Below are 24306 nucleotides of genomic sequence, written 5' to 3' on the forward strand. Positions count from 1 at the left end.
CATTCACCGCCGAGTTGAGGCGCCGCCCCAGGCGATACATCAGATCGGGCTGCGCTCCACCAGCTGGGCGGAAATGATCAGGCGCTGCAATTCGTTGGTGCCCTCGCCGATGCACAGCAGCGGCGCATCGCGGTAGTAGCGCTCGACATTCATTTCCTTCGAGTAGCCATAAGCCCCGTGGATGCGCAAGGCCTCCATCGAGTTCTCGACCGCCGCCTCGCTGGCGAACAGCTTGGCCATGCCGGCTTCCATGTCGCAACGCTGGCCGGCGTCATAAGCCCGCGCGGCCTGTTCAACCAGCAGACGCGCCGCCTCCGCCCGGGTGGCCATGTCGGCCAGCTTGAGTTGGATCGCCTGGTGGTCGCAGATCGGCTTGCCGAAGGTGCGACGCAGTTGGGCATAGGCTACCGACTCCTCCAGGCAGGCGCGCGCCACACCCACGCCGCGCGCAGCCACATTGATGCGCCCAAGTTCCAGTCCGCCCATCACGTGCTTGAAACCCTGTCCCTCCACGCCACCGACCAAGTTGGCGGCCGGCACGCGAAAGTTGTCGAACACCAGCTCGGCGCTGTCGATGCCCTTGTAGCCGAGCTTTTCCAGCTTCTTGGTGGACGTGAAGCCCGGGCCCTTCTCGCAGATGAACAGGCTCATGCCGCGATGGCGCGGTTGCGCTTCGGGGTCGGTCTTGACCAGCACGGCAAAGACCTGGCCATGGATGCCGTTGGATATCCAGGTCTTGGTGCCGTTGATAACGTAATGGTCGCCGTCGCGGCGCGCCACCGTGCGCACCGCCTGCAAGTCGGTGCCGCAATCGGGCTCGGTCAGCGCCAACCCGCCGCTCAGTTCGCCGCTGGCAAAGCGCGGCAAAAAATGCTGGCGCTGCGCCACGGTGCCGTTGCGCTGCACACAGGCGGCCATTATGAGGTGCGAGTTGATGATGCCCGACACCGACATCCAGACCCGCGCGATGCGCTCCACCACCTTGGAATAGGTGCTGGCCGACAGGCCCAGGCCGCCGTACTCCTCGCGGATGATGCAGCCGAACAGGCCCATCTCGCGCATGCCGGCCACAATGTCGGCCGGCCATTCGTCGGCATGCTCGAGCCGCTGCGCCACCGGCTTGATCTCGCGGTCCACAAAGCGTTCGACGGCGTCGAGCACCATATTTTCTTTTTCGGCATCAAAGGCCACGGACTGGCTGGTCGTCATCAGAGGGTTCCGGAAGTGTTGGAATGGGTCAGGGTCTGCGCCAGGACGGCGGCATCTGGGGCGCGGTCGGCTGTCAGCAGCGCGTCGAGCAGGCGTAGCGCCTGCTCGCGCGGCAAGGTCAGTAGCGCATTGCCCATGAATTTGGCTTCGATGTCAGCGGCCGTGATGGGGCGCCCCGGCGCGCCGCGGTGCGCGGCCTCGCGGTGGCGCAGCTCGCGCCCATCGTGCGTGCGCACGCGCAGCTCGCCGGAAAAGAAGGTGGGGTAATCGGCATCGGGGTCGGCCGCGTGTTCGATGCGGTCAGCCAGCGCCTGCACCTGCGGGTCGCTCAGGTTGGCGGCATCCAGTTCGGCCAGCCCCAGCTCGCCGCGCAGCAGGGCCAGCGCGACCAGATGGTGAATGCTGAACTGCGATTCATAGACGTTGGCCGGTCGCCGCTTGGCCGCCACCGGCTCGCACACCACCGGGTGCACCCCTTGCGGCAGCAGCACCTGTACCGAAGCGATCTCGTCAGTGCGCAGACCGGCCGCGCGCAGCGCCAGCGCGGCATCGATGCTGGCGTGCGTGAAGTGGCAGGTTGGATACAACTTGACCGCCACATCCATCAGTTCCCAGCGCTCGCCCAGGCCGCGCGCGCACAAGGACAAATCGGCGTTTAGGCCGCGCGCGGCCAGGTGACTGGCGTACAGACCAAAGCGGCCTTCATAGGGCTGCGACGGGCCGCGGAATCCGGCACCGGCCAACGCCGTGGCGGTCAGCCCGCTGACACCGGCCCAGCCCGAGTGCATGCGCTTGGTCCAGGCGCCGTCGCTCAGAAATTCCATGCTGCCTGATGCCATCGACAGCACCACGCCTTGCGCGTGCTCAAGGCCCGCCTGATCCAGTCCCATCAGCTTGCCGGCCGCCAGTGCGCACCCAAAAGCCCCCACCAGGCCAGTCGGGTGAAAGCCCACGTCGTGGAAGCGTCCCTGGGCCGCTGCACCCAGACGTGCCGCCACCTCGATCGCCAGCACATAGGTCATGATCATCTCGGCCCCGCTGGCATGCCGCTGCGCCGCCAGACCCAGCGCCAGCGGAAAGGCGCTGGCGCTGGGGTGGGTGATCGCGCCGGGGTGGGTGTCGTCGAAATCCAGCCCGTGGACCAGGATGCCATTCATCAGCACCGCATCGCGCAGCGGCAGGGGGGCAAAGGCACCCATGACGGCGCTGTCACCCGCACCGCCCAGGGCGTGCAAGCCGCGGTAAGCGCAGTGCGCGAAGTCGTGCTGGGACGAAGCCAAGGCGATGCCCAGTGCGTCGAGCATCAGCAGCTTGGCCTGTTCGACCACGGCTGCGGGCAGCATGTCTGGCGTCAGGCCGTGCGCGAAGGCGGCCAGTTGGGCGGCGATGCTGGGGGCAGGGAGGGTTGTCGTGTCGGCTGGCATGTGGAATAACCTTACTTGTATTCTTCGAACTTATCCGTAAATAGGTAAAATATCAATCCGAACCGTATCGAACGCGGTGTCGGAGTGATGCGTTGAGCAAACGAGTTGATTCCTGGTTGGTAACGGACGAGTTCTGGCAGCGTGTTGAACCGCTGATCCCTCAACGTGCGCTGGTGCCGGACAAGCAGTACGTTCGCAAGCCTGGAGCAGGTCGACCGGCCAAGCCGGCACGCCAAGTGTTCGAGGCCATCGTGTTTGTGCTGCGCACAGGCTGCCAGTGGAAGGCGCTGCCCGCTGAGCGCTTTGGCAGCGCCAGCGCCATCCACAAACGCTTTCTCGAATGGGAGAAGGCGGGCTTCTTTGAAGCCGTCTGGAAAGCCGGTTTGGCGGAATACGACGACATGCAAGGCATCGCGTGGCGATGGCAAAGCGTCGATGGCGCGATGATGAAGGCACCCTTGGCACAAGAAGCTGTCGGCCCGAACCCGACGGACCGGGGGAAAAAAGGGAAGCAAACGCCACCTGCTGGTGGACGGCCGTGGCGTCCCGTTGTCGCTCGTCGTGAGCGGGGCCAACGTCCACGACTGCAAGAGGCTTGATGCGGTGCTCAGCGCCGTTGTCATCAAACGCAAGAATCCACCCCACAGGCGAAACAAACACCTTTGCGCCGACGCAGGCTACCGTGGTGCCGAGCATCTGCGCACCATCGAAGGCCACGGCTACATCCCTCACGTCGTCAGTCGCCGAACGGAGGCAGCAATCAAGAGGCGCACCCCGGAGAAGAAGGCCAGGCGCTGGGTTGTTGAGGTTTGCCATAGCTGGTTCAACCGTTTCCGAAAACTGCTCGTGCGCTACGAGAAGCTCGAGCGCAGCTTCCTCGCACTCAACCATCTCGCGGCGGCGATCATCGCGTTTCGCAAGGTGCCTTTGAGTGTCAACATAATTTACGGATAGATTCTTCGTATCACTCAGAGTGTGCCAAGCGCAGCAAGAGACTGGGCGTATTGCTTCTGCTGGTCCTGACCGCGGTTGACGCTGCCCCCGACCGGCCGCAGCAAGCCGTCGCGCAGGCCGTAGACCAACCCGTGCACCTCGACTTGCTGCCCGCACTCCCAGGCGCGGCGCAGGATGGTGGTGCGGCACACGTTGCTGACCTGCTCGATCACGTTCATCTCGCAAAGCCGCGCTGCGCGCTCGTCAACGCTGGTAATGCCGTCGAACCGATCAGCGTGTTTGCGCGCCACGTCCTCCAGATGGCGCAGCCAGTTCTCGGCCAGACCGGTGCGGCGCTGTTCTATCACCGCCTGCACGCCGCCGCAGCCGTAGTGGCCCACCACGAGAACATGCTCGACCTTCAACACCTCGACCGCATACTGCAGAACCGTCAGGCAGTTCAGATCGGAGTGCACCACCAGGTTGCCGACGTTGCGGTGCACGAACACCTCGCCAGGCCGCAGGCCCAGAATTTCGTTGGCCGGCACCCGGCTGTCGGAACAGCCGATCCACAGGTAGCGCGGCATCTGCTGGTGCGCCAGCCGCTCGAAGTACTGCGGATCTTCCGCAGCGCAGCGCGCCGACCAGGCACGGTTGTTCTCCAGCAGAGGGGCCAGGCTGGACATGGCATCTCCACGGAGCGACATCAACGCCCCTTCCACACCGGCTTGCGCTTCTCGGCGAAGGCACGCGGACCTTCCTGCGCGTCCTCGCTGGCGTAAGCGGCACGGTAGATGTTGTGGGCCAGCGCCATACCGGCCTCGCAGCCGGCGCTCATCGCCGTCATGATCGATTCCTTGCCCGCCATCACCGACAGCGGCGCGTTGTCGCGGATGCGTTCGGCCAATGCGGTGGCGCGAGCGCGCACGGCATCCGGCGTGTCTTCCAGGTAGTTGATGAAACCGAGCCCATGAAAGGTTTCGATCGGATACAGGTCGCCGGTCAGCACCATCTCCATCAGCAGCGGCTGCGGCAGCATCCACAGCAGGGGAATGGCCCACGGGCTACCGCGCCCGGCGATGCGGGTTTCGGTGATGCCGACCTGCGTGCCCTTGAGGCCGACGCGCAAATCCGAGTTCAGGCTCAGCATCATGCCGCCGGCAATCAGGTGCCCGGTCATGGCCGCGATGATGGGCTTGGCCACACGGCGCTGGCGGCCATGGAACGGGTCCTTCATCTTGGTCAGGATGTCCACGCCTTCTTCCTTCTTGACACGCGAAGCCTCACGCAGGTCGAGCCCGGCGCAGAAGGTGCCGCAGTCGGCAGAAGTCAGGATTGCCACGCGTACGTTTTTGTCGGCATCGACTTCACCCCACAGATCGTGCAGCCGGTTGGCGGCGGCCGGTGACAGCGCGTTACGCATCTCGGGGCGGTTGATCTCCACGGTGGCAATGCCATCGCGCACTTCGTACAAAACCGTTTCTGCTTCACTCATATCCTGATCTCCTATTAAAAAAATTGCTTGCTCTGCACATACGAACGCTGATTCGTCAGCGCCTTCGTCGCATGATTCACTCCGTGACCGATTTCACGCGTTGTAGACCATGTCACCTTCTCTTCGTGCGGCTGCTGAACGCACAAGCTCTTGCGTCAACTGCTCCATCCAGCGGTCGATGGGAACAGAAGGAACAAACCTCTGGTGAATGAGCTGGAAGTAGCGGGTGTTGGCGGCCCAGTCGACAAAATCGGCAAAAGGCAGTTGCTGCTGATCCAGCAATTTGAACTTCAGCAACACCTTGACTGCGTGGTGCGCATGTCGGTCAGGGCTCTTGACAAAGGCGTTGAGGCGCGCGCGCGCGTAGGCCAGCACCTCGGCGCGGTAGCGGAATACCGGGCCGTGGCCAGGAATGACCCAGCACGGGTCAAGCCGCTCGATCAGGTCGAAGGTGGCGGCCACTTCGTCGAATGCGGCGTCGCCCTCAAGCTCCGGAAACACCACGCCGAAGCCTTTTTCCCACAAGGCATCTGCCGAGATCAGGGTTTGGGACTGCGGCTCAAACAGAATGACTGAATGGGGATCGTGGCCCGGCGCCGCATGAATTTGCCACGCCGTGTCGGCCAGCTGAATTTCCGTGCCAGGTAAAAGAAGACCATCGAACTTGAACCGGGGGCAGTGTTGCCCGGATGGCACATAGTTCAGGGCGACGGGGTCCCATGACGAGACAAGTGATGCATGGCCTGGCGGAATGAGGGTTTGAAGTTCTGGGTAATTGCCCTGGAGGACGGCATTGCCGCCGCAGTGGTCGCTGTGTAGATGCGTGTTGAGCAGCAAGTCCAGCGGACCCTGCTGCAAAGCGGCGCTGACCAGCCCGGTCGTTAGTTCCGCGTGCGTGCTGTAGCCACTGTCAACGAGTGCGCTGGACTGTGCTCCGATGAACAAAATATTGTTCGAGGACAGCCAGCCGCGCTCAAAAACCTGAATACCGTTCGGAAGTTGGATGCCGGTCATGGGCCGTCTCGGGCACGTCATTTTGAGCAGTGGATAACACCAGGTTTGCAAAGAGGGGCGCGCATGCTGGATTTGCTGCCGCTCATTCCGCGGCGCCCTCGGACTCAACCACGGCCACCACCAGGCCGCGCTCGACCATCTGCCCGGGCTGCACCGACAGCGAGCGCACCACGCCATCGTGATCGGCGTTGATGCGCATCTCCATCTTCATCGACTCCATCGTCGCCACCACGTCGCCGGCACGTACCCGCACGCCAACCTCCACATGGGTCTTCAGGATCATTCCCATCATCGGCGTGCGCAACTGTCCGCTGGCCTGGCGGCCAGTGGCGACCTGGCTGAGGTAGGAGGTCACGCCGATGGCGTGGGCGGTGCCGCCGCTCTGCACAAACACGGTATCGTCGCTGCGCACGATGGTCAGTACCTCATGACAATCCCCTATGCGCAAACGCCAATCGCTCCCGGCGCTGGCGGTCAGCGCCAGGCGAACCCGTTCGGTGCCGATTTGCACCGTTACTTCGGACTCGGGCGAGACGGCGCCGAACCGGGCTTCGTGTGTTGTTCCTCCTGAGCGCAGCAACAGCGCCGGAACCGGCGTGAGCCGATCGTCGCCAGCGTGCATCTGCCAACCCGTCACGTCCAAGGCCGACCAGGCTCCGAATGGCTTGCTGCTGTGCCGCGCATCGAGCAACCACCAAGCCGCCGCTGCAGCCAGCCGCTCCAGCGGCGCGCTACCCGTGCCCTGACCCCCCTCTGCCAGCACCTCGTCAATCAGACGGGTGTGGAAGCTGGCGTCCCGCGTTGCAGGCAGGGCCAGCAGACGCTGCAGAAAAGCGCAATTGGTTTCGACGCCGTGCACCTGGGTTTCGCCCAGCGCCCCACTCAGACGGTCCAGCGCAGCCTCGCGCGTGGGCGCATGAACGATCAGCTTGGCCAGCATCGATTCGTAGTAGGGCGTGACCACCATGCCGGCCCGCACCCCCGATTCAACCCGCACACCCGAAGTCGGGAACCGCACCGCGATCAGTTCGCCGGTGGATGGCAGGAAATTTTGCGCTGCGTCTTCAGCGCAGACTCGCGCCTCAATCGCGTGGCCGCGCACCTGCACTTCGCTCTGACGCAAGGGCAAGCCCTCGCCGGCGGCAATGCGCAGCATGATCTCGACCACATCCAGCCCGGTCACCTCCTCGGTCACCGGATGCTCAACTTGCAGCCGCGGGTTGACTTCGAGAAAATGGTGACGGTCGCCCTGCACGATGAATTCCACCGTGCCGACACCGCGATAGCGCAGTCGCTGCCCCAGGCGCACCGCGTCACCGAGCATCGCCTCGCGCAGCGCCGGGGCGAGATTCACCGCTGGCGCCTCTTCGATGACTTTCTGATGACGCCGCTGCAGCGTGCATTCGCGCTCGAACAGGTGAATCACTTCGCCATGGCCATCGCCAACGATCTGCACCTCGATGTGGCGCCCGCGCTCGACAAAGGCTTCGACGATCAACGCCGCGTCGCCAAAGGAACTTTTGGCTTCGCGCATGGCCGACTCGATGGCCTCCATCAGCCCGTCCAATTGCTGCACCACCCGCATGCCCTTGCCGCCGCCACCGGCGGCCGCTTTCAGAATCACCGGCAGTGGCAGGCCGCGTACGGTGGCCGCCACTTCAGCCGCGTCGCGGCTGGGCAGCTCGCTGCCGCCGAGCACGGCCACGCCAGCGGCGCGGGCCTCGCGCTTGGCCGACGCCTTGTCGCCCAGGCGCTCAATGACCTCGGGCGTCGGGCCGACGAAGACGAGGCCGGCTGCCTCGACCGTGCGCGCGAAGACCGCGTTTTCGGCCAGAAAGCCAAAACCAGGATGAATGGCCTGCGACCCGGTCCGCCGGGCCGCATCGATCACCGCATCGATGCGCAGGTAGCTCTCGGCTGGCGTTGCCCCACCGATTTCGATCGACTCGCCGATCAGGTCAACGTGCAGCGCATCGCGATCAGCACTCGAATGCACACCGGCCACTGCAATACCGAGGCGTCGGCAGGTGTGTGCAATGCGGCAGGCGATTTCGCCGCGGTTGGCGATCAGGATTTTTTTGAACATGTCAGAGTCCGCTCCAGCGCGGTGGGCGCTTTTCATTGAAGGCCTTCACGCCCTCCAGCCTGTCGGCCGAGGACACCAGCACGTTGTAGGCGGCGATGTCGAGCATGTAGCCGCTGTGGAAGTCAATCTCGCCGCCGCGCGAGGCGGCGAGTTTGGCGTAGTGGGTGGCCATCGGTGCGGCCAGCACGATGTCGCGCGCGTCGGCGACTGCGGCGGCCAGCGCCGTACCCGGCTCGGCCAGGTCGGTGACCATGCCCCATTCGGCGGCTTCTTCGGCCGAGAAGCGGCGCGCGGTGAACAGCAACTTCTTGGCGCGCCGCGCACCGATGGCGCGCACGAGGTTCTGGATACCCCCGCCGCCGGGCATGATGCCGCGCCGCAGCTCGGGCAGCGAAAATACCGCAGCGCGCGAAGCGACGATGTAGTCACACATCAACGCCAGTTCGCAGCCGCCGCCATGTGCGTGGCCTTCGACGGCGGCGATCACCGGTTGCGGGAAATCCTTGACCGCCAGCAACACCTCTTCGGCGAGCTGGTGTTGGCGCCGCCATTGACCGTCGGTCATGCCGTCGCGCTGCTTGAGGTCGCCGCCGGCCGAGAAAGCTCGTTCACCGGCGCCGGTGATGATCAGCACACGCAGGCCGTCGTCGAAGGCCAGTTCGTGCAGGGCGTTGCGCAGGTCGACGAACATCTGCGTGTTCATCGCGTTCATCACCTCGGGGCGGTTGAGCACCAGGCAGCGGATGCCGTCCTCCGTTGCGGTGCCCGGCGCGGGGTGGATCAGCAGGGTTTCGTGGTGCATCTGGGCCATCAGTAAGAGCGGGGCATACCCAGCAGATGCTCGGCCACCTGCGCCAGCACCAGGTTGTTGGAGATCGGCGCGGTGCGGAACAGCCGGCTCTCTTTCCATTTGCGCTCGATGTCGTACTCGCAGGCCACGCCATAGCCGCCGAAGGTGGTCATGGCCGCCTCGGCTGCCTCCCAGGCGGCTTCGCTGGCCAGGTACTTGACCATGGTCGCCTCGCGCCCGCAGGGCAGGCCGGCGTCGAACAGCGTCGCGGCTTTGTTGCGCATCAGTTCGGCGGCCTCGATGTTCATGTGGGCGCGCGCGATCGGAAACTGCACGCCCTGGTTGGCGCCGATCGGGCGGTCGAAGACGACACGCTCGCTGCCGTAGCGCGCGGCCTTGCCGACGAACCAGTGGCCGTCGCCGATGGCCTCGCTGGCCACCAGCAGCCGCTCGGAATGCAGCGAATCCAGCAGGTAGTAAAAGCCCTTGCCTTCCTCGCCGATGCGGTCGTCGTCGCTCAGTTCGAGGTTGTCGATGAAGACCTGGAAGGTGTGGTGATTGATCATCGTGCGGATCGGCGTGGCCTTGAGCGACGCGCCCGCCTTCTTGATGTCGATCAGGAACAGGCTCAGGCCATCGGTCTTCTTCTTCACCGCGTCGATCGGCGTGGTGCGCGCGATCAGCAGATACATGTGCGAGTGGCTGTAGCGCGAGGTCCAGATCTTCTGGCCATTGACGACGTAGCCGCCCGGCACCTTGCGCGCGAAGGTCTTGATCGCCAGCGTGTTGGAGCCAGCGTCGGGCTCGGTCACGCCGAAGGCCTGCAGCCGCAGGCTGCCGTCAGCGATGCGCGGCAGCGTGCGGCGCTTCTGTGCCTCGGAGCCGTGGCGCATGATTGACGCCATCGTGTACATCTGCGCATGGCAGTGCACCGCGCTGCCGCCGTTCTGGTTGATCTCCTGCAGGATCAGGCAGGCGTCGAGCAGCGGCAACCCGGCACCGCCGTATTCCTCGGGAATCAGCGCAGCCAGCCAGCCGGCATTGGCCATCGCGTCGACGAAGGCTTCCGGATAGGCGCCGTCCTGCGCGCACTGGCGCCAGTATTCGGGGCCGAAGCCCTTGCACAACTCCTTGACGGCGGCGCGGATCTGGCCCTGGGTCTCGGTGTAGTCGAAGTTCATGGGGATGTCGGCCTTGTCATTCAATCGACGACGCGTTGCTGTCGCAGCGCCGCCAGTTCATCGGCATGCAGGCCCAGTGCCGTCAACACCTCGTCGGTGTTCCCGCCCAGCACTGGCGGCGGCGGGCCGGTGCGCCCGCGACGGCCCTGCGAACTGATGGGCAGGCCCATCGTCTGGTGTTGCGGTGCGCCCGGCAGCGGCAGCGCGCCCAGCATGCCGATCGCTTGCACCTGTTCGTGCGCCAGCATCTGGGCCACGTCGTGCATCTCGCTGCAGGGCGCACCGGCCGCGCGCAGCGCCGCCACGCAGTCGGCGGTGCTGCGCTGCCGGGTGCGCGCTTCCAGCGCGTCGTGCAGCGCCTCGCGGTGGCCGATGCGCGCCGACATGTCGATGAAGCGCGGGTCCTGCGCCAGCTCTGGGCAAGCCAGCGCGCTGCAGATGCGGCCGAACAGCCGGTCGTTGGCCGCGGCGATGAAGACCTTGCCGTCGGCACTGTCGAAGAGCTCGTAGGGCGCCATCATCGCCATGGCCGAACCCATCTTGCGCGGTAGGCGCTGGGTGGCCAGGTAGTTCGCCACCGGCACCGTCATCCACGACAGCCCGGTCTCGAGCAGGCTGGCGTGCACGGGCATGCCTTCGCCCGTGGTGGCGCGGCGCAGCAGCGCGGCCAGGATGGCCATCGTGGCCCACATGCCGGTGCCCATGTCGATGAGCGACACGCCGACGCGCGCCGGCTCGTCACCTTCGTGGCCGCTGACGCTCATGATGCCGGTGAAGGCCTGCATCAGCGGGTCGTAGCCGGGCAGCGCGCGCATCGGGCCGACCTCGCCGAAGGCGCTGATCGCGCAGTACACGAGGCGAGGATTGGTCGGTCGCAGGTGTTCGTCGCCGAGGCCGCGCGCTTCGGCGCTGCCGGGCTTGAGCGAATGCACCAGCACGTCGGTACCGGCCGCCAGGCGCGCAACCAGCTGCTGGCCGGCCGCGCTGTCGAGGTCGATGCAGACGCTCTTCTTGTTGCGGTTCAGCGCCGCGAAGCCGGTCGAGACGCCGGCCACTTCGGGCGGTTTCCACTGGCGCGCATCGTCGCCGCTGCCGGGGCGTTCGATCTTGATAACCTCGGCGCCGAGGTCGCCGAGGGTCTGGGTACAAAACGGGCCGGCCACGTTTTGGGTCAGGTCGAGCACGCGGCAACCGGAGAGAATGGCGTCGAGCATGTTCAATTCGGTGGGCCAAAGGATTACATGCGGAACACGCCGAAGTGCGTGTCGCGCGCCGGCACGCGGCCCGCCAGCTCCAGCAGCAAAGCCATGGTGTCGCGTGTTTCCAGCGGGTCAATCACCATGTCGCACCACAGGTTGGAGGCGTAGTTGTAGGGACTGGAAAAGCTCTCGAACTGCTCGCGTATCGGTTGCTTGAATTGCTCGCGTTCTTCGTCGCTCCAGCTAGTGCCCTCGCGCCGGTGGATGTTCTCGCGCACCAGGCCCAGGGTGGTGGCGGCCTGCTCTGGGCCCATCAGCGCGGCGCGGCCGGTAGGCCACATCATCATCACGTTGGGCTTGAACGGGCGCCCGCACATCGCCAGGTAGGCCGCCGCGTACGAGCCTCCGGTGATCAGCGTGTAGCGCGGCACGTTGGCCGAGGCCATGGCCGTCATGAACTTGGCGCCGTGCTTGGCAATGCCCTGCTGCTCCACGGCTTTGCCGACCATGAAGCCCGACACATCGGCCATGAACAGCAGCGGAATGTCGCGCTGGCAGCACAACTCAATGAAGTGCGCGCCCTTGAGCGCGCTCTCGGAGAAGATCACGCCGTTGTTGGCTAGAATGCCGATCTGAAAGCCCTTGATGCGAGCAAAGCCGCAGATCATGGTGTCGCCGTACAGGGGTTTGAACTCCTGCAGGTCACTGTCGTCGATCAACCGCAGCAGCACTTCGCGGTTGTCGGTCGGATGCCGGTTGTCGGCGCTGACAATGCCGTAGATCTCGCGCGGGTCATGGCGCGGCGGCAGCGGCGGCACCACGTCCCAGCGCTGCTTGGCTGCGGTACCGAGGTTGGCCACGATGCCGCGCACGATGGCGATGGCATGGCCATCGTTCTCGGCCAGGTGGTCAGTGACGCCGCTGATGCGGCTGTGCATCTCGCCGCCGCCCAGGGTTTCAATGTCAACCTCTTCCTTGGTGGCGGCGTACACCAGCTCGGGCCCGGCGAGGAACATCGCACCCTGGTTGCGCACGATCACCGCTTCGTCGCACAGCGCCGGGAGATAGGCGCCGCCGGCGGTAGACGGCCCGTGCACGGTCGCGATCTGGGTGATGCCCTCGGCCGACATGCGGATCTGGTTGTAGAAAATGGAGCCGAACTGGCCGTCGTCGGGGAAAATATGCGCCTGCTCCGGCAGGTTGGCGCCGCCCGACTGGACCATGGTGATGCACGGCAGCCGGTGCTGCCAGGCGAACATCTGGGCCCGCACATGCTTTTTAGCGGTGATGCCGTAGTAGGTGCCGCCCTTGACCGTGGCATCGTGGATCATCAGCATGCAGGCGCGCCCGCACACCAGCCCCACGCCGGTGATGATGCTGCCGCCCGGCGGCACGCCCTCGTACAGGCCGTCGCCGGCAAGCTGCCCGAACTCGAGGAAGGGCGAGCCGGGGTCGAGTACGGCAGCCAGGCGCTCGCGCGGCAGCAATTGCTTGCGCTTCTTGTGCAGCAGGCGCGCCTTTTCGGGGCCGCCGACCAGGGCACGCGTGCGGCGTTCATGCAGATCAACAATGCGCGCCTCGTAGGCTTCACGGTTGCGCTGGAACGCGGGCGAGTTCGGCGCGGCGGTGGATGTCATCAAGCTCATTTTGGCAGCCCCTAAAGTGGCTCAGTGTGGGTCGGTCATCAGGCGATCAGGCCTCCGCACGCAGCGCCGCAAAGCGCTGCAGGTGGTGGTCGGTGCTGCCCAACAGGTTGCAAAAGAGCGTGAGGCGGCGAAAGTAATGGCCGATGTCCAGCTCATCGGTCATGCCCACGCCGCCGTGCAGCTGCACCGCTTGCTGCGCCACATACCGTGCGCGTTCGCCGATGGCCGACTTGGCCGCCGACACGGCACGCGAGCGGGTGGCCGCATCAGCATGATCGGCATGCAGGGCCGCCATCAGCACCAGGGAGCGGCTGGCCTCGACCGCGGCGAACATGTCGACCAGCCGGTGCTGGATGACCTGGAAGCTGGCAATCGGCACGTCAAATTGTTTGCGCGTGCTGACGTATTCGCCAGTTTTGCGCAACAGCGCGCCCATGGCACCCAGGGCGTCGGCGCAGGCGGCAACAATGCCAAGATCAACCAGGTGCTCAAGCAGCCCCAGGCCCTCGCCTTCCGTGCCCAGCAGTGCGTCGGCCCCGAGCACGACCTGTTCCAGTATCAGATCACCGGCGCGACTGCCGTCGTAGGACCGGTAGCCCGCCACCTGCACGCCCGGCGTTTTGGCACTCACTAGAAACAGGCTGATGCCCTGGCGCTCGTCCGCTGCGCCCGAGGTTCTGGCGACGACCACGAAGCCATCGGCCCAAGGGGCGCCCAGCACGCCGCTCTTGCGACCCGACAGCAGCCAGCCACCGTCCTTGGCCGTGGCACGCGTGATCACATAGCTGAGTTCATGACGGGCATCGGCCTCGCCGTGCGCCAATGCGAGTATCCGCTGGCCGGACGCGAGCCCGGGCAGCCAGGCCGCCTGCTGCGCAGCACTGCCCGCGCGCGTCAGCGCCTGCGCGCCCAGCACCGTGCTGGCCAGGTAGGGCTCGACCACCAGCGCAGCCCCCATCGCCTCGGCGATCTGGATCAACTCGACTACGCCGCCAAAGCCGCCATGCGCCTCGGGCAGCCCGAGCCCAAGCCAGCCGAATTCGCCGAATCGCTGCCAGTGCTCCCGGCTCATGCCGGACGCTGACGCAACGATCTGGTTGCGGGCATCGAACCGGTATTCGGTGCGCAGAAATTTCTGTGCCGCGTCGCGCAGCATCTTTTGTTCTTCGGAGAGATCAAAGTTCATGACGATCCTTAGCGCGTGCCGCCGGCCAGCAGCATCTTGGCCAATACATTCTTTTGCACCTCGTCGCTGCCGCCGTAAATCGTGGCAGCGCGCGAGAAACAGTAGTGCGGCATTGCATGGGCATGGCGTCCGCTGCCAAACTCGCCGCCGTCATGCCAGGGCCAGGCTTGCTCGGCGGCGATCTCGACGCCCAACTCGGCCAAGGTCTGTTGCACCGCAGTGCCCATGGTCTTGAGCAGCGAGGATTCCGGCCCCGGCGCCTTGCCCGAGGCGGTGGCGGCCAGCACGCGGAAGTTGGCGTATTCGAGCGCCATCAGTTCGATCTCGGCGCGCGCCAGCTTGAGCCGCATCGCCGCGTCCTCCATCAGCGGTTGGCCACCCGAGCGGCGCTCGGCGGCGGCCACGCGCAGGTTGGACAGGTGCGCCTTGCAGTCGGCCACGCCGGCAATGCTGGTGCGCTCGTGTGTGAGCAGGTACTTGGCAATGTCCCAGCCCTGACCTTCGCGACCCACCAGATTACTCTTGGGCACGCGCACATCGGTCAGAAAAACCTGGTTCAGGTGGTGTTCGCCGTCGATCGATACAATAGGTTTGACATCGATGCCGGGGCGGTCCATCTCGATCAACAGGAAGGAAATGCCCTCTTGCTTTTTGCCGCTGTTGGCGGTGCGCACCAGGCAGAACATGTGCGTGGCCCAGTGCGCGTAGGTGGTCCAGATCTTGGAGCCGTTGATGACGTAATCATCGCCATCGGCCACGGCCGTGGTCTTCAGGCTGGCCAGGTCGGAGCCGGCGCCGGGCTCGGAATAGCCCTGGCACCACCAGTCCTCGCAGCGGCGGATGCGCGGCAGGTACTGCGCCTTTTGCTCTGGCGTGCCGAAGGCAATCAGCACCGGTCCGAGCATGATGACGCCCATCGACAGCCCCACCGGCGCGCTGGCCGCCGCGCGCTCCAGGTCGAAAATGTAGCGCTGCGTCGGCGTCCAGCCCGGCCCTCCATGCTCCTTGGGCCAGCCGGTGACCAGCCAGCCCTGGCCATCGAGTCGGCGCTGCCATTGAACGATGTCGTTCTTCTGCAGCATCTCTCCGGTGACGGCCTTGCGCTTGAGATCGGACGGTGTGTGGGCTTTGAACCAGGTGCGAACCTCTTGCTGGAACGCCATGTCTTCCGGGCTGAAATCGATGTCCATCGTGGGCCTTTCTGCGTTCGGCTTGCGCTTTAGATCGAGATGCCGCCGCCGCAGATCAGCGTCTGTCCGCTGACGTAGTTCGACTCGGGAATGCACAGCAGGTAGACCGACCCGGCTGCCTCCTCGGGCGTGCCGCCGCGACCCAACGGAATGGTGCGCTCCATCATTTCCAGCAGCTCGGAGTTGACGCCGACCTTGATCTTGCGACCCCCGACGTCGATGGAGGCATCGCCACTGGCTGGTGCCTCGGTCAGCCGCGTCTTGATCATGCCAAAAGCAACGGCGTTGACGTTCACCTTGTAGCGACCCCACTCCTTGGACAGCGCCTTGGTCAGACCAATGATGCCGGCCTTGCCCGCCGAGTAGTTGGCCTGACCGGCGTTGCCACCGGTGCCGGCGATGGACGAAATGTTGACCACCTTGCGAAACACCTCCTGCCCCGCTTCGGCTTCCTTGCGCGAGGCGACGCGGATGAACTCCGAAGCAGCGCGCAAAATCTTGAACGGCGCGGTCAGATGCACGTCGATGATCGCGTTCCATTGCTCGTCCGTCATCTTCTGAACCACGTTGTCCCAGGTGTAGCCGGCGTTGTTGATGATGATGTCCAGGCCGCCGAAGCCGTCGATCGCGGTCTTGACGAACTTTTCAGCGAAGCCGTCGGCAGTGACGCTGCCGGCACAAGCCAGCGCCATGCCGCCAGCGGCCTTGATGTCGGCCACGGTCTGCTCGGCCGGGCCGGCGTCCAGGTCATTGACGACCACCTTGGCGCCTTCGCGGGCGAGTTTCATGGCGATGGCGCGGCCGATGCCGCGACCCGATCCGGAGACGATGGCAACTTTGCCTTCAAGTGTTTTCATGGTGTGTCCTTGCTTGTGATTAAAAGGAAATAAATAAAAAGTCGGGCCGCCAAACGGAGGCCTCAGTTCAAGGCAACCAGTGCCTCGCCGGCCAGCGTGATTTCGCCTGTCGCCTTCGCCGCGCTGATTTGAACGCGCACGCAGGGCCGACCTGCATGCTCAATCTTTTCAAGCACCTTGCCCGTGCAGCGTATGCGGTCGCCGAGGTGGGTCATGGCCGCGAAGCGAACGCCATAGCTGAGGAGCTGGCGCTGCGGCACCCATTCGGTGAGCGCACGCCCGAGGTAGGCCATCGACAACATACCCTGCGCGAACACATCCTTCATACCCGCGCTGCGGGCGAAGTCGATGTCGATGTGGATCGGGTTGTGGTCACCCGACGCACCGGCGAACAGTGCCAGTGTGGTGCGGCTGATCGGTGGCAATTCCAGTACAGGCATTTCGTCACCAACATCCAGGATTTTTACTTGAGTGTTCATGAATAGTCCTTCAGGCGTGGCGCACGACGACCACCGAATGCAGGTCAGAGACATGCTCGCCGAGCTGATTGGTGACTTTCGTGTCGTTGACGACAAACTCGAGCGCGCCGCCCTTCTTGTCGTAGATGTCGGTGACGCGGGTCTGGAAGCGCAGCGTGTCGCCAGCGCACACCGGGGCGTGGTAGTCAATGCGTTGCTCGCCGTGCAAGACCTTGCGCAAGTCGATCTTGAGCGTGTCGAGCAACGTCATCAACACCCCCGAATCGCTCTCGGCGCCAAAGATGAAGGTCGGTGGTGCCACGACGTTGCGGTAGCCAGCGGCCTGGGCGGCGCTCGCGTCGAAGTAGATCGGGTCGGTGGCACCGATCACCTCGGCGAAAAAGCGGATGCGCCCCTTCTCCACATCCCACAGCGTGGGCGGCACCTCGTAACCGATGAATTGCTTGTCAATCATGGGACTCCAGCTTCTGGTTTGCTGCGCCTGCGCTCAGCCGGCTTGGTAAAGCGTGACGACGCAAGCGCCGCCCAGCCCGAGGTTGTGCTGCAAGGCCACACGCGCACCCTTGACCTGGCGTTGCTCCGCCGTGCCGCGCAGTTGATGGGTCAGCTCGAAACATTGCGCCAGGCCGGTCGCGCCCAGCGGATGACCTTTCGACAACAGGCCGCCCGACGGGTTGGTCACCACCTTGCCGCCATAGGTGTTGTCGCCATCGAGCACGAACTTCTCCGCGCCGCCCTCCGGGCACAGGCCCAACGCCTCGTAGGTGATCAGTTCGTTCTGCGCGAAGCAGTCGTGCAGCTCAACCACGTTCACGTCCTGCGGCCCGATGCCGGCCTGCTTGTAGACCTTTTGCGCCGCATCGCGCGCCATGTCGAAGCCGACCACGCGCATCATGTCGTGCGACTCGAAGGTGCTGGGGAAATCGGTCGTCATTGCCTGGGCGGTAATCGACACGCGGGTGTCGAGCCCATGCTTTTTGGCGAAGGCTTCGGAGCAAATCACCGCAGCAGCGGCGCCGCAGGTCGGCGGGCAAGCCATCAGGCGGGTCATCACGCCCTCCCACAGCATCGGTGCGTTCATCACGTCATCGACCGAGACCTCCTTGCGAAACAGCGCCAGCGGGTTGTTGGCGGCATGGCGGCTGGCCTTGGCGCGAATGCTGGCAAAGGTCGCCAGTTGGGTGCCGTACTTGTCCATGTGCGCCTTGCCGGCACCGCCGAAGTAGCGAATGGCCAGCGGGATTTCCGGATGACCCACAAGCTCGGCGGTGGCCCGGTCAAACTCCTCGAACGGTGTCGGCCGGTCCTCGAACTGGGCCTTGATGGCTCCGGCGGCCATCTGCTCGAAGCCCAGGGCCAGCACGCACTCGGCGGCACCGCTTTCGACCGCCTGGCGCGCCAGGAACAGCGCCGACGAGCCGGTGGAGCAATTGTTGTTGACGTTGACGATGGGGATGCCACTCATGCCCACCGGGTAGAGCGCCCGCTGGCCGCAGGTGGAATCGCCATACACATAGCCCACATAGGCTTGCTGGATCATGGGGTATTCGACGCGGGCATCGGCCATGGCCTGGCGCACCGCCTTTTCTCCCATCACGTGATAGGGCTCGCTGGCGCCCGGTTTGGTGAACGGGATCATGCCCACACCGGCAACAATAACTTTCTGGTTCATCGCACTGACTCCTTGGGTTGAAATGTTTCGATCGAAACGTTTTGGACTCGGACACCGGGAGGCCGACGGCCTCAGCCGCCCTTGTCCGCGTTGGCATACTCGGTTTTGAGGTCCTTCTTGAGGATCTTGTTGGCCGCACTGATTGGCAGCGAGCTTCGGAAGTGAATCCGCTTCGGCGCCTCGAAGCCGGGCAGGCGGCCACGACAGAACTCGAAGATGACCGTATGTTTTTCTCCGGTTGCCTTCACCGCGCGGCGCAAGTTGTCGCCCACGTTTTGGCGGCGCAGCAGGTTCATCCCGCGTTCGTGGGTCAAGGCTGTTTCCTTAGGTCGAAGCGTCGTTTGTCACTGATGAAGGGTCGCGCCGCGAGCGGCGTGATCCGATAGGTGTCACGGGTGAATGCGGCACGGGTGACCACCTGCTTGAGCAACAGGTCGGCCCCCGCCAATGAATCCGCACTGATTCCGCCTCCCATGGCCGAAGTCTCCAGATCTCTGGCACTTCAGGTGAGCGCCTGCAACGAATCCTACCTAACGCTTGACAGTTTGGCAATCCCTCATTAAATTCGCGCAAACCCAAAGAGACCTCGTCCCCGCAGCTTGGGCGCGCGCCGTGACACCTTGCCCGCAGCCCACGCATTGATAGGCATCCTTTATGTCCACGCCTCGCAGTTTTGCCCTCTCCGCCGACGACCGTGCCGTGCTCGAAGCCGCCGACAAGTTCGCGCGCAAGGAATTCGTGCCACTCGCGCGCCGCATGGACGACGAGGAGTGGTGGCCATCTGATATCTTTCAGAGAATTGGAGCGGCTGGCTTCATGGGGGCCACCGTGCCTGCCGAGCATGGTGGCGCGGGCATGGACCTGTTCAGCTCGGGCCTGATCTGCCAGGCCTTTGCGCGCTGGAACCCCGCCATCGCCTTGTCCTGGGCGGCGCACGACAACCTGTGCGTCAACAACATCTACCGCAACGCCAACGAGGCGCAGCGCCGCCAATACCTGCCCGATCTGTGCAACGGCACAAAAATCGGCGCGCTCGGCCTGACCGAACCCGGCGCCGGCTCGGATGCGCTGGGCGCGATGCGCACTAGCGCGCGCCGCGAGGGCGACCACTACATCCTCAACGGCACCAAGATCTACATCACCAACGGCCCGGTGGCCGACGTGCTGCTGGTTTACGCCAAGACCGCGCCGGAGTTGGGTGCCAAGGGCATTTCGGCCTTCATCGTCGAGAAGAATTTTCCCGGCTTCAAGGTGGCTCAAAAGCTCATCAAGATGGGTTTTCGCGGCAGCCAGACCGGCGAGCTGGTGTTCGACAACTGCCGCGTGCCGGCAGCCAACCTGGTGGGCAAGGAAAACGAAGGCGTCAAAATCGTCATGAGCGGGCTCGATCTGGAGCGCGCGCTGGTGGCTGGCTTGTGCGTGGGCATCTGCGAACGTGCGCTCGAATTGAGCGTCGAGTACGCCAGGACGCGCGTGCAGTTCGGCAAACCCATCGGCAGCTTCCAGATGGTGCAGGCCATGCTGGCCGAGATGTACACCGAGATCGAAGCCATGAAAACCCTGGTCTGGCGCACCCTGGCCGAGGTCAATGATCTGGAGGTGGGCGGCGGAGGCCGCGGCGATGTGCACAAGCTCACCGCAGCGTCCATCCTCTACGCTGGCGAAGCCTGCAACCGGGTGCTCAACAAGGCCGTACAAGTGCATGGCGGTAGCGGCTACATCTGGGAGTCCGAGATCAACCGGCTGTTCCGTTGCATCAAGATCCTCGAAATCGGTGCAGGCACATCCGAGGTGCGCAAGATGATCATCGCCGAAGAGCTGCTGCGCGGTTGATTCCCCAAACCCGCATGGCAAGCGCAGCTGACCACCACACAAACAAGCAGGCCTTGAAGATGCAACCCTCGTTGACCATCCGCTTTGAGCAACGTGGCGCCGTGGCGTGGATCACGCTGAACCGGCCCGATGCGATGAATGCCCTGTCGGAGTCAATGTGCGCCGAATTGCGCAATGCGACCGAGCGTTGCGAGCGTGACCCGGCCATCCGCGTCATCGTGCTGACCGGTGCGGGCCGAGCCTTCTGCGCAGGCGCCGACCTCAAAGGTGTGTTCGAGAGCAGCGCTGGCGACCCCGGCCCAAGCGACCCGATGGGCGAGTTTCTCGATCTTGTCGGCGGCATGATGGATCGGCTGCGCGTTTGCCCCAAACCCACCATCGCCGCGCTGAACGGCCTGACGATGGCCGGCGGGCTGGAATTGGCCATGGCCTGCGACCTCATCGTCGCCGCCGAAAGTGCCCGCATCGGCGATGCGCATGCCAACTTCGGCGTGTTTCCGGGCGCGGGCGGCGCGGCGATCCTGCCACGGCGCATCGGCGCCACCGCCGCCAAATACCTGCTGTTCACCGGCGACACCATGCCCGCGCGCGAACTGGTTCCGCTTGGCCTGGTGAACCGCGTGGTGCCGGATGCCGAGCTGGCGTCCGAGGTCGAAAAAATCGCCTTGCGTATCGCCAGCAAGAGCCCGTTGGTGCTGCGCCGCATGAAACAGGTCGTGGCCGATGGGCTGGAGCAGCCACAGGCTTCGGCACTGCGGCTGGAGCGCCTGGTGCTCGACGCGCACCGCCATTCGCACGACATACAAGAGGGCCTCGCGGCTTTCGTCGGCAAGCGCACACCCGATTTCAAGGGCTACTGATTTCACACCGCTTCTTCTGAATGGACGCATTACCATGACCAACCCGCAAGCCGCCGTTTACATAGTCGGCGTCGGCATGACGCCGACCGGCAAGTTTCTTGACCGCGATATCAAGCAACTGACCGCCGCTGCCGTGAACGCCGCGCTGGCCGATGCCGGACTGTCCATCAGCGAAATCCAGTCGGCATACTTTTCCAACGCAACACAGGGCGCACTCGAAGGCCAGACCATGATCCGTGGCCAGGTTGTGTTGCGTTCGATGGGCTTCGAGTCCATCCCGATTTTCAACATTGAGAACGCCTGCGCCAGTGCCAGCTCGGCTTTCAACCTGGCGGTGCAGTACGTGCGCTCGGGGGCAGGCGAGATCGCGCTGGCCATTGGTGCCGAGAAAATGTTCTGCGCCGACAAAGCCAAAATGTTCAGCGTCTTCGACGGTGCCTGGGACGTGGCCACGGTCGAGGAGAATAAACGCAGGCTGCTTCAAATGGGGCACGGTATTGAGCCGCCGGAAGGGTCCATGTCCAAGGCGCCCTACAGCCTGTTCATGGACATTTACGCCGCCTTTGGTCGCTTTCACATGCGCGAGTTCGGCACCACGCAGCGACAAATTGCCGCCGTGTCGGCCAAGAATCATGGCCATTCGGTGCACAACCCGCTGGCGCAATACCGCAATGCATACACCATTGACGAGGTACTGGCCGCGCCCCCCATCACCTACCCGTTGACGCTGCCGATGTGCGCACCCATCAGCGACGGCGCTGCCGCGGTCGTCGTGTGTTCCGAGGCAGCATTGGCGCGCATGGCAAAGCGTGAGCGCGCCATCAAGGTGCTGGCATCGGTCATTGCCACTGGCAGCACCCGCCGCTCTGAAGACCTGGATCAACACATCACCGTCAAGGCTGCCAAACAAGCCTACGAACTCGCAGCCGTTGGCCCGCAAGACATTTCGCTGGCCGAGGTCCACGATGCCACCGCCATCGGCGAAATCGTGCAGAGTGAAAACCTTGGCTTCTGTGCGTTCGGCGAAGGCGGGCCACTCGCCGAGCGCGGTGACACCACGATTGGCGGCCGCATCCCGATCAACACCTCGGGTGGTCTGGAGTCCAAGGGGCACCCGATCGGCGCCACCGGGCTGGGTCAGTTGCATGAACTGGTCGTGCAGTTGCGCGGCGAAGCGGGGGCTCGCCAGGTGCAAGGGGCCCGCCTTGCCATCGCAGAAAACGGTGGGGGCCTGTTCGGAATTGAAGAAGCCGTGGCCGCCATCACCATCCTCGGTCGCTGAAGGACAAAAATGATTCTGCATGACAAGGTGGCCATCATCACAGGTGGTGCTTCAGGCTTGGGGCGCGCGGTGGTTGATGCGCTCGCCGCAGGCGGCGCACGGGTGTCATTGTTCGACCGCGACAGCGAGCGTGGTGTACAGGCAGCCACCGAACTGGGTTCTGCCGCCATGTTCGAGCAGGTAGATGTCACCAGTGAGTCACAGGTGCAGGCGGGCATCGACGCAACCCTGGCCCGTTTTGGCGCCATTCACATTTGCATCAACTGCGCTGGCGTGCCCGACGCAGCCAAGACCGTGGCCGATGGAAAACCCTTTCCCCTGGCACTGTGGGACAAGGTGATTGCCGTCAACCTGACCGGCACTTTCAACGTGCTGCGCCTGGCAGCCGTGGCGATGGCGCGCAATGAGCCTGAGGGTGATGAGCGCGGCGTCATCATTAACCTGTCGTCCGGTGCCGCACAGGACGGCCAGATGGGACAGGCGGCCTACGCCGCCAGCAAGGCCGGGGTGATCGGCCTCACGCTGCCGGTGGCACGGGACCTGGCCGGTCTGGGCATCCGCTGCGTAGCGGTTGCGCCGGGCTTGTTCGAAACGCCAATGGTCGCGGGCCTGCCAAAGAAGGTCGCACAGGCCATCGTTGACCGCATGATTCTGTTCCCGCGCCGCATGGGTCAAGCCGGCGAGCTGGCCCACCTGGTGCGTTCCATCGTCGAGAACCCCTATATCAACGCGACCTGTTTGCACATTGATGCCGGTGCACGCATGAGCACTCGCTGAACGAGACCGACAACACACCGAGACCAGCACCATGAATTTCCTCCCCACCGAAGAACAGCGCATGGCCGTGGAAGGCTTCACTCGCTTCCTGGAGACCGAACTGCGTCCGATTGTCGAACGCTACCAGCCCGACAAGCTAATTGAAAAAGAGGTGATGCTGGAGATCTTCCAGAAGATGCTGCCCTACGGCATGGGCGGCAACGGCATCATTGCCGAGGAACATGGTGGTCTGGGCATGCCCTGGCTCACCTATGCACTGATGTATGAGCAACTCGCGCGCATTTCCGGCGACGTGGCAATCTCGCTGTTGATTCAGCAGCTCGGCGCCTATTCGCTGGAGGTCTGCACGAACGTGGCCATGCGTGAGAAATATTTGCCACGCATGGTACGCGCCGAAATCATTGCCTGCAGCGGCATCAGCGAGCCCGGGGTCGGCTCCAACGTGGCTGAAGTCACCTGCCGTGCCCAGCGCGATGGCGACCACTACATTGTCACCGGGGAGAAAACCTGGATATCCAACGGCCACTACTCCGACTTTTGCATGGTCATCGTGCGCACCTCACAAGAAGGTTCGGGCGCCATCTCGATGATCCTGGTGGACCGCGCCGAACACGGCTACGAAAGCCGCAACATCGACAAGCTGGGGCTCAACAGCACGTCAACCGCACAACTGTTCTTCGACGGCGCTCGCGTACCGGCCGAGAACATGATGATTGAACCCGGCACCGGTCTGAAGAACACCATGGTGCTGTTCGAGAAGGCGCGTCCCATGGTCGGCATGACTTCGATCGGTATCGCCCAGGCGGCACTCGACAAGGCGGTGGCCTATTCGAAGGAACGCCGCCAGCATGGCAAGCCGATCGGTGGTCATCAATTGATCCAGGGCATGCTGGCCGAGGCGGCCACCGAACTCGACGCCGCGCGATTGCTGGTCTACCGCGCGTTCAACCTGATCGACCATGGCGTGCGCAGCGAGGTGCAAAGCGCCATGGCCAAGTGGTACGCGACCGAGATAGCGGTCAACGTCGCGTCGAAAGCATTGCAGATTCATGGCGGCAACGGCATCACCAAAGACTTCGGCGTTGAACTGTTGTTCAGAAACGCCCGCATGATGCCGATTCCCGACGGCACCACCGAAATCCAGAAACTCATCATTGGCCGCGCCCTGACCGGTATCAACGCCTTCTCCTAAC

The 24306-nt window shown here is 64.2% G+C and carries 24 protein-coding genes; 6 read left to right on the forward strand and 18 right to left on the reverse strand.

What is annotated here, in order from left to right:
• Positions 1–39 precede the first annotated feature (39 nt).
• Entirely contained in the window at positions 40–1209 is a 1170-nt protein-coding gene (locus J2X09_RS20825; RefSeq protein ID WP_204734818.1) for an acyl-CoA dehydrogenase family protein, read from the reverse strand.
• Positions 1209–2633: an MmgE/PrpD family protein gene (locus J2X09_RS20830; RefSeq protein WP_008905407.1), complete on the reverse strand. Its 1425-nt coding sequence runs from the start codon at positions 2631–2633 to the stop codon at positions 1209–1211. The genes J2X09_RS20825 and J2X09_RS20830 overlap by 1 nt, the downstream gene beginning before the upstream one ends.
• Positions 2634–2725: 92 nt before the next feature.
• Here J2X09_RS20830 and J2X09_RS20835 point away from each other — a divergent pair.
• A protein-coding gene (locus J2X09_RS20835) for an IS5 family transposase (protein ID WP_108605374.1) occupies positions 2726–3587 on the forward strand; the annotation gives its coding sequence in 2 pieces (ribosomal slippage) (positions 2726–3141 and positions 3140–3587; 864 coding nt in all).
• A 14-nt stretch (positions 3588–3601) separates the two neighbouring features.
• Here J2X09_RS20835 and can read toward each other — a convergent pair.
• The 16 genes from can to J2X09_RS20915 form a co-directional block, all read right to left on the reverse strand.
• Complete coding sequence (can, locus tag J2X09_RS20840) at positions 3602–4252, reverse strand: carbonate dehydratase (RefSeq protein ID WP_182118896.1); 651 nt, start codon at positions 4250–4252, stop codon at positions 3602–3604.
• A 20-nt stretch (positions 4253–4272) separates the two neighbouring features.
• Entirely contained in the window at positions 4273–5061 is a 789-nt protein-coding gene (locus J2X09_RS20845; RefSeq protein ID WP_182118897.1) for an enoyl-CoA hydratase/isomerase family protein, read from the reverse strand.
• 93 nt (positions 5062–5154) lie between these two features.
• Positions 5155–6075, reverse strand: coding sequence for an MBL fold metallo-hydrolase (locus J2X09_RS20850; protein ID WP_008905410.1), 921 nt, complete (start codon positions 6073–6075; stop codon positions 5155–5157).
• Positions 6076–6157: 82 nt separating this feature from the next.
• On the reverse strand, positions 6158–8161 hold the full coding sequence (locus J2X09_RS20855) for an acetyl/propionyl/methylcrotonyl-CoA carboxylase subunit alpha (protein ID WP_204734816.1): 2004 nt from the start codon (positions 8159–8161) through the stop codon (positions 6158–6160).
• A gap of 1 nt (position 8162) precedes the next feature.
• Positions 8163–8972 (reverse strand): enoyl-CoA hydratase/isomerase family protein, encoded by an 810-nt coding sequence (locus tag J2X09_RS20860; protein ID WP_182118899.1) that lies wholly within the window; start codon positions 8970–8972, stop codon positions 8163–8165.
• On the reverse strand, positions 8972–10132 hold the full coding sequence (locus J2X09_RS20865) for an acyl-CoA dehydrogenase family protein (protein WP_204734815.1): 1161 nt from the start codon (positions 10130–10132) through the stop codon (positions 8972–8974). The genes J2X09_RS20860 and J2X09_RS20865 overlap by 1 nt, the downstream gene beginning before the upstream one ends.
• A 20-nt stretch (positions 10133–10152) precedes the next feature.
• Positions 10153–11346, reverse strand: a complete 1194-nt coding sequence (locus J2X09_RS20870) for a CaiB/BaiF CoA transferase family protein (RefSeq protein ID WP_204734814.1) — start codon at positions 11344–11346, stop codon at positions 10153–10155.
• A gap of 23 nt (positions 11347–11369) precedes the next feature.
• Entirely contained in the window at positions 11370–12977 is a 1608-nt protein-coding gene (locus tag J2X09_RS20875) for a carboxyl transferase domain-containing protein (protein ID WP_204734813.1), read from the reverse strand.
• 46 nt (positions 12978–13023) lie between these two features.
• Positions 13024–14163: an acyl-CoA dehydrogenase family protein gene (locus tag J2X09_RS20880; protein WP_008905416.1), complete on the reverse strand. Its 1140-nt coding sequence runs from the start codon at positions 14161–14163 to the stop codon at positions 13024–13026.
• Positions 14164–14171: 8 nt separating this feature from the next.
• Positions 14172–15353 (reverse strand): acyl-CoA dehydrogenase family protein, encoded by a 1182-nt coding sequence (locus J2X09_RS20885; RefSeq protein WP_204734812.1) that lies wholly within the window; start codon positions 15351–15353, stop codon positions 14172–14174.
• Between the two features lie 29 nt (positions 15354–15382).
• Positions 15383–16210 (reverse strand): SDR family NAD(P)-dependent oxidoreductase, encoded by an 828-nt coding sequence (locus J2X09_RS20890; RefSeq protein WP_204734811.1) that lies wholly within the window; start codon positions 16208–16210, stop codon positions 15383–15385.
• Between the two features lie 62 nt (positions 16211–16272).
• Entirely contained in the window at positions 16273–16689 is a 417-nt protein-coding gene (locus J2X09_RS20895; RefSeq protein ID WP_204734810.1) for a MaoC family dehydratase, read from the reverse strand.
• A gap of 10 nt (positions 16690–16699) precedes the next feature.
• Positions 16700–17143 carry a MaoC family dehydratase N-terminal domain-containing protein gene (locus J2X09_RS20900; RefSeq protein WP_008905420.1) on the reverse strand — a complete coding sequence of 148 codons (444 nt, stop codon included), beginning with the start codon at positions 17141–17143 and terminating at the stop codon, positions 16700–16702.
• Positions 17144–17176: 33 nt separating this feature from the next.
• Positions 17177–18361 carry a lipid-transfer protein gene (locus J2X09_RS20905; protein WP_008905421.1) on the reverse strand — a complete coding sequence of 395 codons (1185 nt, stop codon included), beginning with the start codon at positions 18359–18361 and terminating at the stop codon, positions 17177–17179.
• 71 nt (positions 18362–18432) lie between these two features.
• Positions 18433–18675, reverse strand: a complete 243-nt coding sequence (locus J2X09_RS20910; RefSeq protein ID WP_008905422.1) for a hypothetical protein — start codon at positions 18673–18675, stop codon at positions 18433–18435.
• Positions 18672–18836 carry a hypothetical protein gene (locus tag J2X09_RS20915; RefSeq protein ID WP_204734809.1) on the reverse strand — a complete coding sequence of 55 codons (165 nt, stop codon included), beginning with the start codon at positions 18834–18836 and terminating at the stop codon, positions 18672–18674. Before J2X09_RS20915 ends, J2X09_RS20910 begins: the two co-directional genes overlap by 4 nt.
• A 179-nt stretch (positions 18837–19015) precedes the next feature.
• On the opposite strand from J2X09_RS20915, the gene J2X09_RS20920 reads away from it, so the two are divergent.
• The 5 genes from J2X09_RS20920 to J2X09_RS20940 are packed head-to-tail and all read left to right on the forward strand — an operon-like array spanning position 19016 to position 24305.
• The gene (locus J2X09_RS20920; RefSeq protein WP_204734808.1) at positions 19016–20194 is read left to right on the forward strand and encodes an acyl-CoA dehydrogenase family protein; all 1179 of its coding nucleotides are present in this window, start codon (positions 19016–19018) and stop codon (positions 20192–20194) included.
• 14 nt (positions 20195–20208) lie between these two features.
• The gene (locus tag J2X09_RS20925) at positions 20209–21054 is read left to right on the forward strand and encodes an enoyl-CoA hydratase/isomerase family protein (RefSeq protein ID WP_374726523.1); all 846 of its coding nucleotides are present in this window, start codon (positions 20209–20211) and stop codon (positions 21052–21054) included.
• Between the two features lie 34 nt (positions 21055–21088).
• Positions 21089–22336, forward strand: coding sequence for a thiolase family protein (locus tag J2X09_RS20930; RefSeq protein ID WP_204734842.1), 1248 nt, complete (start codon positions 21089–21091; stop codon positions 22334–22336).
• 9 nt (positions 22337–22345) lie between these two features.
• Entirely contained in the window at positions 22346–23113 is a 768-nt protein-coding gene (locus J2X09_RS20935) for an SDR family NAD(P)-dependent oxidoreductase (protein ID WP_204734807.1), read from the forward strand.
• A gap of 31 nt (positions 23114–23144) precedes the next feature.
• Entirely contained in the window at positions 23145–24305 is a 1161-nt protein-coding gene (locus J2X09_RS20940; RefSeq protein ID WP_204734806.1) for an acyl-CoA dehydrogenase family protein, read from the forward strand.
• The last annotated feature ends 1 nt before the right edge of the window (position 24306 follow it).

The organism is Hydrogenophaga laconesensis (assembly GCF_031457235.1).
In the GTDB taxonomy this organism is placed as follows: Bacteria; Pseudomonadota; Gammaproteobacteria; order Burkholderiales; family Burkholderiaceae_C; genus Hydrogenophaga; species Hydrogenophaga laconesensis.